This window comes from Streptomyces sp. (assembly GCF_035563135.1).
GTDB lineage: Bacteria > Actinomycetota > Actinomycetes > Streptomycetales > Streptomycetaceae > Streptomyces.
Genome location: NZ_DATMVN010000756.1, coordinates 1 through 9,222, shown reverse-complemented (window position 1 = coordinate 9,222; position 9,222 = coordinate 1). Strand labels below are relative to the sequence as shown.

9 protein-coding genes are annotated in these 9,222 nt (G+C 67.1%); all 9 read right to left on the bottom strand.

Annotated features, from left to right (window positions below; translation table 11 throughout):
- On the bottom strand, window positions 1–1,053 hold a 1,053-nt coding region (locus tag VN520_RS33845), incomplete at its 3' end, for a hypothetical protein (RefSeq protein ID WP_325750776.1).
- On the bottom strand, window positions 1,053–2,123 hold the full coding sequence (locus VN520_RS33840) for a hypothetical protein (protein ID WP_325750775.1): 1,071 nt from the start codon (window positions 2,121–2,123) through the stop codon (window positions 1,053–1,055). The genes VN520_RS33840 and VN520_RS33845, both read right to left, overlap by 1 nt.
- 76 nt (window positions 2,124–2,199) lie before the next feature.
- Window positions 2,200–3,480, bottom strand: coding sequence for a hypothetical protein (locus VN520_RS33835; protein ID WP_325750774.1), 1,281 nt, complete (start codon window positions 3,478–3,480; stop codon window positions 2,200–2,202).
- Window positions 3,481–3,485: 5 nt separating this feature from the next.
- On the bottom strand, window positions 3,486–3,758 hold the full coding sequence (locus VN520_RS33830) for a hypothetical protein (protein WP_325750773.1): 273 nt from the start codon (window positions 3,756–3,758) through the stop codon (window positions 3,486–3,488).
- Window position 3,759: 1 nt separating this feature from the next.
- Window positions 3,760–4,710, bottom strand: a complete 951-nt coding sequence (locus tag VN520_RS33825) for a bifunctional lytic transglycosylase/C40 family peptidase (protein WP_325750772.1) — start codon at window positions 4,708–4,710, stop codon at window positions 3,760–3,762.
- Window positions 4,711–4,935: 225 nt separating this feature from the next.
- A complete protein-coding gene (locus VN520_RS33820; RefSeq protein ID WP_325750771.1) occupies window positions 4,936–6,564 on the bottom strand; it encodes an FtsK/SpoIIIE domain-containing protein in 1,629 nt (542 codons plus the stop codon).
- Between the two features lie 260 nt (window positions 6,565–6,824).
- Window positions 6,825–8,006, bottom strand: a complete 1,182-nt coding sequence (locus VN520_RS33815) for a hypothetical protein (RefSeq protein ID WP_325750770.1) — start codon at window positions 8,004–8,006, stop codon at window positions 6,825–6,827.
- 122 nt (window positions 8,007–8,128) lie between these two features.
- Window positions 8,129–8,890 carry a hypothetical protein gene (locus tag VN520_RS33810; protein WP_325750769.1) on the bottom strand — a complete coding sequence of 254 codons (762 nt, stop codon included), beginning with the start codon at window positions 8,888–8,890 and terminating at the stop codon, window positions 8,129–8,131.
- Between the two features lie 41 nt (window positions 8,891–8,931).
- Complete coding sequence (locus tag VN520_RS33805; RefSeq protein WP_325750768.1) at window positions 8,932–9,132, bottom strand: hypothetical protein; 201 nt, start codon at window positions 9,130–9,132, stop codon at window positions 8,932–8,934.
- Between the last annotated feature and the right edge of the window lie 90 nt (window positions 9,133–9,222).

Genomic DNA, 9,222 nt, shown 5'->3' with positions numbered 1-9,222 from the left:
AATGTGGTCGATGGCCCAACGCGGCAGGCCCAGCAGCGCGCCAACCTCTTCGGCTTCCTTCGGTCCCAGGCGGCCGACGTGGAAGACCTCAACCAGCTTGGCCAGGTCCTTTGCCTTGCCGTCGCCGAGGTCAGACAGCGTGTGCATCACAGCGTCAACGGACAGGGCATCCTTGCGCGAGTTCTTCAGGAGCCGCTGAATCAGCTCGCTCGTCGCGGGGGACAGCAGGATCTGCCACGCCTCCTCCAGGACGATGTGCCGGTGCACGGCGGTCGACTGGGGCAGCCACACGTGCTCCACCCAGCACGTCACCGCAGCCATCAGCGACGGAATCGCGGGGGAGTTGCGGTCCAGGCGCGTGAAGTCGAACGAGATGATCGGCAGGTCAGTGGGGGGCAGCTCGGCGTCCTGGCCGTCGAAGAGCCCGCGCAGGCTCCCTTGGGTGTAGCGGGACAGGGCGATCGCGGCCTTTCGTCCCCAGACAGCGAGTTCGGCCGCCGGCCACTGGCCGTCTTCCGGATGGGTCAGGGCGTCCACGAGACCACCCAGCGAGGTGGCCTTGGGGCTGTTCATCGCGTGCTGGAGAGCGTACGCGGCCTCGGTTGCCAAGGCGTCCGGCTCCACAGCGACGATCAACTGCCGGATCAACTGCTCGCGTACCGGGTACGGAAAGAGCGGTGAGCACGGGTTGAGGGTGAACTTGCTGGCGTCGATGACGAGGCCGCCCAGATGCCGGGTGATCGCCGCCCATTCACCGACGTGTTCACCGCCGGTCTGATTCCTCTCTCCCCAGGTGTCGATGACGACGGCCTGGTGGCCGTTGGGGACCTCTCGGCCGATCCTGATCTTCGCCGTCGTGGACTTGCCGGAGCCGAGACCGCCCAGCGCGACGCTGTTCGTCGAGGGGAGCGCCCTGTCGTCGGTAAGGACCGGAGAGAGTCGAAAGGGCCGGTTGTCCAGCAGGGACCGCCCGAGCAGAATGCCGGGGAAATCGGCGCCTGAGACGACCAAAGGGGCAGTGATCGCGGCGTGGGTGGAGGGCAGACGGATCATTAGAGGATCGCCCCTTTCCGTGTCGAGGCTCCGTGCGGGGTGGTCATGACGTGGGCGCGGTGCTGCTGGCCGGACAGCCAGTCCAGGCAAATGCGGCGCCGGTCGGCCGTGAGACCGACTTCCCGGCGGGCTTCGGTGACGGCCTCCGGGCTGTCGCCCCACACCGTCAGGTAGGCGTCGATGTCCACGAGCGTCGCGCCCTGCACCAGCGCGCCCTGTGTGCTGCCGCTGGCGAGTTCGTGCGACTCGGCCTGAATCTGGTCGGTGAGGACGGCCTCACCGATCGCCTTCTGATACTTCGCCGACCGGCGGGACTGCCGCAGTGGCAGCGGCCGGTAGAGCACCGCGATCGAGCGGTCCTGTGTCTGCCCGAGGAGCAGCTTGGGCATGAGGTCACCGTCCGTCTCGGCCGGCCACGAAGTGATCCGCGCCGTTGCCGCGTAACGGCCGTCCTCCAGCTCGACCCAGCCCGAGCCCCGACCGACCACATCGAGAACCGGTTCCGGGTCGAGGGGCGTCAGGTCACCGAGGGCCGCGAGTTCCGCCTCCAGAGTGTCGACGACACGGGCCGGGGCCAGGCCCCTAGGAACATGGATGGAGATCGTCTGCGTGTGCTCGGTGGTCGCGCGCACATCGGCGTGATGCGTGACGTGCACCTGAATCCCCGCAGTACGCGCCTGGCTCCCAGCGAAGACCAGGGCCCGCGAGAACGCATCGTGAAACTGCGCCCGGCGGTAGGCGTCCTGCATGGTGCCGTGCTGCGGATACAGCGCCCATGTCCGGGTGGTCCCGGGCGGGGTGGTCATGGCGTCGGGCGCAGTGCGCTCGCGGACTCGCCGGTATCCGACAGCGGCCCATCGGGCGATCGAGCGCGGGCCGGGCGCCACGTTGAGCAGTACGCCGGCCGCGCCGACCGCGCCGAACGCCCAGAGGGGCGGTGCTGTGGTGAGCATGCCCGACAGCAACGCCGCGCTGCCGACCCCGACGTTCGCCTTGGTCAGCATCGTTTCCATAGGGCTGAGTCCGCGCTGGAGGGCGGGAATGCGGTAGCCGGGGGTCAGGGAGTACACGGGACGTCCTCTCATGAATGGGGCGGGCCGCGACGCTCGCCGTGGCGAGCGTCGCGGCCCGGATCGTCAGCCGGTCCTACGGGGTGGGCGGCCGGTTGGGTGCGGGCGCCGGCTGCGGGCTGGCGGCCGGTGGCCGACCCACCGGGGGCGGGACCACAGGCCCCGGCTGGCGGGGCTGCAGATTCGCCGCCCCCGGCTGATTGGCCGTGCGCGCCTGGCGGCGTGCCTCGGTGAGCTGCGCGTGCCGCGCGGCTCCCTCGTTCACCTGCTTGATGGTGGAGGCGGTGGTCAACCGTCCCGGCCGGGGGCGGTGCGGGACGCCGTACGCGGCGTAGAGCACTCCGCGGTCCTGGTGCACCGCCCGGCCCGGGGTCGGGACCGTGCGCAACCCGCGCGGCCCGTTCTCCTGCTCGTACACGTCCGGGACAGCACCCCGCATGATGGCCCGGGCGACCGGGCTGGTCGTGCGGCTCTCGATCGCGCTGCGGGCAGCGCCCGCGATCCTCGGACCGACGTACGGCACGCCGTGGAAGATCATGCGCAGCATGAGCGCGCACACGGCGAGCAGCAGCACGGTATCCAGGACGAGTGACCCTTTGGTCAGCGGAATGAACGGGCTGACGAGCAGGAGCACCATGGGGGTGAAGAGGAGCCCGAGCAGCCGGTTGAGCCAGGCTCGGACGGCGGTGGTGTCGCCGCCGCGAGCGAGCGAGGCGAGCACCAGCGGCGCCGCGCACACGAACGCCAGGGTGCCGAGCTGCCGGGCGATGAACACGAGGCCGGCGAACGCCAGGAGCACGACCAGTGCAGAGATGATCAGCAGTTGCGCCAATGGATTTCCCGCGTCGCCCCCCTTCTCCAGGTGCTCCTGGATCGAACCGAAGAGCGACGCCTCATCCGAGTTGAACGCGGTTGTGAACGCACGGCTCACAGCCAGGTTCAACTGCATGATCACCCCGGGGACCGACGCCATCCCCGCGATGGCCACGAGCGTCCATCCCGTTGAAGCGCCCATCTGCCGGAGCCGAGGCAGGCCCTGCCATGCGGTCAGGGCGCACATCACGACGACGCAGATGCAGATCGCGATGGCGATGTGCTCCCCCAGCCAGACGAACGGCTCGTAAGACCAGTCTTTGGGCGTCACCGGTGCTGACAGCTTCTTCGGGGCGACCAGCTCGCTGACTGTGTCGCAGAGGCCTTTGGCGAGGTCTTTGACGAGTTGGGATGCTGTGTCGGTGACCCCGCCGTCTGGTGGGATGAGGTTGTCGTCCGGGGCGGTGGTGCCGTCATCGAGGCTGCGATCACAGAACTCCCGGGCTTGACCCTTGATCTGGTCGCAGGGGTTGGTGTCCGGCATCTAGATCAGCTCTTCGGGCTGGTCACGGTAGAGAAAAGACTGTCGCCGTACATCGCCAGGACGACCGCGACGAAAAGGGTTCCGATCGCCAGTCCTCCCTTCCGCAGGGCGCCCTTGGGGTCGTTGCTGAGCTGGAGGAGCATGCGGACCGCAATGATGGCGATCACTGCGGCAATTCCCTTGGTGACGAGACCGCTGCCGGTGATGCCGATGGTGTCGAAAAAGTCGGTGAAGCCCGTGGACAGGTCCTTACCGGCGGCGAAGGTGAGCTTGCGCATTTCAGATCTCCTTGGAGGGTACGGGGCGTGCGACGGAATACAGGTCGGACATCATGTCCATGGGGTCATACCGGACGTTGGTGCCGGGTTTGGGGGCGTTGATGATCCAGCCGCCCCCGACGTAGATCCCGACGTGGTGAATGCTGGCGGCGCTCGATCCGTAGAAAACGAGATCGCCGGGGCGCATCTGTCCGGGTGTTACGGGTTCGGATGCCGCGAATTGCGCGGCTGCTGTGCGAGGCATCGAAATACCGGCCTGCGCGTAGGCGTAGAGGACGAGACCGGAGCAGTCGAATCCGGTGACGTTCGTTCCGGAGCTCCCGTTGGGGGAGCAGCAGATGCCCGTTGAGGCGCCGTTGGCGTTTCCACCACCCCATGAGTAGGGGGTGCCGATTTTGCTTTCTGCGGCATTGACTGCGGTAGCGGCCTGGGTGGTGGTGGCGGTTTTTCCGCCGCTGGGCTTATTGGCGAGTGCGTTGATCGATTTGACGTAGTTCTGTGTCTCCTCGATCTCGGGTACGCCTCCGGCTGCCCGGACTCTGCCGCTCCCTGCGTTGTAGGCGGCGAGCATGTTGGATTGCCTGTCGCCGGGAACGTCTTTCACTTCCTTGGCGACCGTGCACAGGTATTTCGCGGACGATGGGATGGCATCCTCGGGATCCCATACGTCCCGCTTACCGTCCCCGTTTCCGTCGATTCCGTGGCTTTCCCACGTGGACGGCATGAACTGCGCGATGCCTTGCGCGCCGACTGGCGATGACGCTTTCGGGTTGAAGCCGGATTCCTGCGTGATGAGCGCGGCCAGCAGGTTCGGGCTGACGTCGGGGCAGGTATTTCCGGCCTCCTCGATCAGACCCCGGTATTCGGCGGGGACGGACATGCCGAGCGCCGACCCGAGCCCGCCGCCGGCTGATCCGGCGCCGGTCGCCTGGACGAGCGCGCCAACGACCACGGCCGCGGTGGCTCCTAAGCCGATCGAGACGGCTGAAGTGGCTCGCAAAGCGGATCTCCTTCCTTGCTTGGCTCTTCGCGATGTTCTTGCAGTTCAGCGCATGTTTTGGTGTCCGCTGGGGATCCGCTGGAGTCTGTCTGGGATCCGTCCGGCCAGCGGAGGCTGGACGGATCCCAGCGGCCTCTCAGCGGATGTTCAGCGGTCACCCAGCGGGACCCGTGAAGGTCACGCGCCGGCCTTGGCAACGGCCAGAAGATCGTTGACCCAGTAGCCGCGCACAACGCCTTTCTCGTCCTTTCCGGGAGGTACACCAAGCAGCTTGGAAAGCTTCCTTCCCTGCATGCTGGGCGCCGTTTCTGTGATTTCAAGGAGCGGGGCCAGTTCTGCCGTGGGCATGAACTCGGTTCCCCGTTCCTGAATGAGGGCAATGGCTCGCGTGAGCGGAGTTTCCGGTACCTCGCTGATCGCCTGATGCTGTCTGGCGAGGACTTCATCCACGACGCCCCACATGAACTCGTTCCGGAAATTGAACCCTCGAATGAGCGTGGAAACCCCCTTGGCGAAAAGGACCGCCTGCCCCTTGATGCTTGCGTCCAGGAACGCGGGGTGAATGGGGGCCATCGTCTCAAAGTAGGAATCTCCGAGCGCCACTTTCGCGGTGCCCTTTGATTCCACGTAGAGGCAGAGACGGTAGAGGAACTGCGCGCGCACCTTGACCGGGATTGCGTCGTTGGACGGACGCTGGGTCATCATGATGGTGGAGATTCCGGACTCCAGGGATTTGGAGACCAGTTTCCGCGACTTGTCCACGTTCTGCCGAACGGTTTCCTGCGATTCCTTGCTTCCGTCATCGACGTAGAAGTCGGCGGCCTCGTCGATGACGAAGAACACCGGCTTGAATTCGGGTGCAGGCTGCCGATTCCGCTTGGCTTCCTGCATTTTCGCGTACCGGTCATCCACGCGGGAATTCAGCTCATCGAGCATGCTTTCCAGGACGGCCGGATCATCGGATGCCTCGTACCGGACGGCGACTTTCTGAAACTCTGTGAGCCCGCACAGCTTCCCGTCGAGCAAGTACAGATCGAAATCGCCATATGCGATGAGCAGGCATGTAATGATGCCGTTGACCAGGGTGGTTTTCCCTGTCTGCGTCATACCGCCGACAAGCAAAGACGCTTTGTCGAAGGTAGGGACTCCGACCAGTTTTCCGGTGACGTCGTGCCCCATCGGCACCCCGGAGAATGCGGCGATTTCCTCCCGCGTCGGAGCGGGAAACTCGCGGCTGAAGGGTTCTTCCTTCAGGACCAGGAGCCGCACCTGCCGCTCGTTCTTCCGGCTGCGTTCCGCCTTGAGGTGGAGCCGAGTGACGCCGAACATCGACGCGATGGGACCCAGCTTGGTGGCGACGTTCTCGAACGTGCCGCGCGGCGGGAGGAGGAAGCGGTACATGGTGCCGACGTCGAGCTGCTTGACGGTGACGTCGGCGTCAAGGATCACCTCGTCCCTCCCGATGGCTCCGGCGCGACTCAGCACGGTGGTGAGCTCCGTGTGGACCGGAGGCCCCGAAGCTTCCTCCTGAGCGTCTGCTGCGTCCCCTGTGGCCTCCTGCTGACGCTGGGCTGCCGCAGGCTGCTTGTCGGCCAGGAAGCGGCGGACGCGAGTGCGGATCCACCAGGCCGCGTATCCGAGGGCGATGAGCGCCCCGACCGCGACGGCCACGGTGGCCGGCCAGGACAGGCCCAGCTTGTCCTTGATGGCGGCCAGGACACCAGCCGCGATGCACAGACCGCCGATCGCGCCTGCCAGTTGCCCGTACAGGTCTTCCTCGGCCTCGGCCTTCTTCTTCTTGGTCACATCCCCCTCCTCCTTGCTCTGCGAGAGCTCAAGAATTTGCAAAGCATAACGCTTTTGCTGGATCTTGCAATTACGATTTTCGTACTGAACTCCGGTTCTGCTCTGCGGTTCTGCGGCCCTAAGGCTCGCTCGCCGGTTCACTCGCCGGGGTTTGCACTGCTCGACTGCAACTGTTTCCGGCAGTCGCGAAGCGGCCCAGCCAGGTCGTTCCTGGCTGGGCCGCATCGGTGGTGCCGGACACGTGTCCGGGTGTGCGCAGGTCAGGCGCCCGCCTCCTCGGAGGTCTCCTCCGCCTCCTCGGTCTGCTCGGCGCCGCCGTCCCTGTCGGTCTGCGGGCCGGCGGCTTCCGCCTCCTTCTCCATCAGTTCGGCCCAGGCGCGACGTACGCGCCGCTCGGAGCCGACGAAACCGAGGTCGCGGAATTCATCGCGGGCCTGGCGGTAGGACTGCGGCGGGTCATCGACGTAGCGCAGGTGCCGCAGGGCGACGTCCAGCTGTCCGTCACTCAGCGGTACGTCGGGCTCCGGGACCGGCACACCGGCCACGGCCGCGAGTTCGGCGAGCGCGGCGGCACGTGCCGCCCGCTCCTCGGGTGTGCCGCCGGGCGTGACGGTCGGATCCTGGGGTGTGCCGCCAGGTGTGCCGGATTCACTCGCAGGGTCGTTGACCTGCGTGCCTGCGCCGGAACCGGTGAGGGCGAGCGTGCCGGGCACTGTGCCGGGCAGGGCGGGCGCGGTCGGCTCCCACTCCTCCAGTACCGGCAGGCGGATCGCCGAAACCGACGCCGGGAGCAACTTCTCCGCGATGGTCTTCTCGGTCGTCACAGCCTGGCCGTGCAACTGCTCGGTCATGGTCTGCTGCGCCTTGAGAATGGCCACTCGGTAGTCCGTCTCGGCCTCCGCGACGCGCGTCTCCAGCGTGGTGGCGAGCGCCAGCAGCTCGATGCGGTGCGCGGCCTCCGCCTCCATCTCCTCCAGGCGGTCGGCGACGTCCTGGCGCTTGACGGCGAGCTTGCCCCGCGTCGTCTCCGATACGGGCCGTCCAAGGCTGGGCAGTGCCCACCACCAGGCGCCCTTCGTCGCGATGATCGCGACGGGGGTGATGACCACGGCCAGGTCGAGGGGGGCGCCGTTCCGGGTGGCCAGGATCAGGTGCGCGGTGGGGATGGCGGCGTTGATGAGGGTGAGTGCCAGCCCGGCCCACTGGACCCGCCGGGCGCGGGGCCGGTTGTTACCGGCCAGGATCTCCGTCGCCTGGAAAATCACCCACAGGGCGTCCAGCGCGACCACGGTGGGAATCGCCCACCCGCCGAACTTCGATTCCAGGATGTCGTAGGTGACGGCCACCGACAGGATGGCCACGGCCAGAGTGATCACACTCAGGCCGGTGAGCACTGCCCCGCGCGGCTGGCGCAAGCGCTCCGGGATGTCAGGCATTCCCATGTCTGTGTTCCTTCCTTGGTGCGGGCTCAGCGCGCCAGCGAGACGATGACGAAGACGACGAGGGGGCCGCACATGCCGAGCAGGTAGATGAGTCGCATGTCGATTCCTCCGGTGGGAGAGAGTCAGTTGGTGTTGGTTCCGGACAGGCGCCGGATCTTGGCGAGGTGGGTGTCCTGCTGCTCGATGAGGCGGCGGATCTGCTCGGCGAGCGGGGGGTGTGTGTCCCAGTCGCTGTAGTGGGACTGTCCGTAGCTGTCGGCCTCCGCGATGGGCCATTCCGCGGCCTCCGGGTATCCGGCAGCCGTCAGGGCCGCCGTGTGGCCCAGGTCGGCGTAGAGGTGCCGTTCGTGCACCCGGGCGATCTCTGCGGCCTCGCGGTCGAAGGCGGTGGCTGCGGTCCGGGTGCGGTCCTGAGCGTCGATCAGTCGGGAGACTGCGGGCGCCCATTCCCGGGCGGCCTCCGGCGTGCGCAGGTAGTCGTACGCCGATCCCAGCGCCTTCAGCTCGTGCTGGTAGGTCTTCCAGAGGGCGGGTGCCTCATGGATCGCGGCCCTCAGGTCGCTGATGTAGGCGGCGTCCCTCCACTGCTCCCGCGCCCTCTGGTAGACGTCGTCCAGGACGAGGCCGGCCTGTCGGCGGAGGAGGTGCTCGGCCTCGTTTTCCGTCTGGGAAACGTAGGAGAGGCGGGGGTCGTCGTACGCGGCGACGGGCTTGAACGGCTCCTCCTCGCGGCCGGTGAACGGCGGGGTGAAAGTGAAGGACAGCCCGAAGCCGGAGGGGTGCGGCTCCACCTTCTTCAGGTTCGGCGGCAGATACGGGTGAAGGCGGTCGAAGATCACGCGGATCTCCTCAGGCGACGTGCTCGTGTACGTGCTGTCGAACATGGGGTTCTCCGATCGGGTTCGGGTCAGGAGCGGCGGTTGGGTCACCAGTCACCGAAGGTGCAGACCGGGCCGCATCCGGATGTGCGGCAGTCGTGGGCGCGGATCTCCGCGATCCGGCGCTCTTCCTCATCCCTGCGGGCGGATCCGTTCCAGCGGACGGGCTCAGCTCCGGCCGCGAGTTCGTCGCAACGGCCGCAGCCGTCGACCTTGCGCCCGAAGTTCGGGCCGTGGGTGTGCTTCACGTGGTCCTCCTGAATCGGCGTAGCTCGGGGTGGATCATGGTCACGGGGTAGCCCCGGTCCCACGCCCTGGCGGCCGCCGTGGAGGCAGCC

Bases quoted from the DNA above. Each gene is read 5' to 3' on its own strand.
- VN520_RS33835 (WP_325750774.1), bottom strand. From the start codon at position 3,480: ATGCCGGACACCAACCCCTGCGACCAGATCAAGGGTCAAGCCCGGGAG.
- VN520_RS33830 (WP_325750773.1), bottom strand. From the start codon at position 3,758: ATGCGCAAGCTCACCTTCGCCGCCGGTAAGGACCTGTCCACGGGCTTC.
- VN520_RS33815 (WP_325750770.1), bottom strand. From the start codon at position 8,006: ATGGGAATGCCTGACATCCCGGAGCGCTTGCGCCAGCCGCGCGGGGCA.
- VN520_RS33810 (WP_325750769.1), bottom strand. From the start codon at position 8,890: ATGTTCGACAGCACGTACACGAGCACGTCGCCTGAGGAGATCCGCGTG.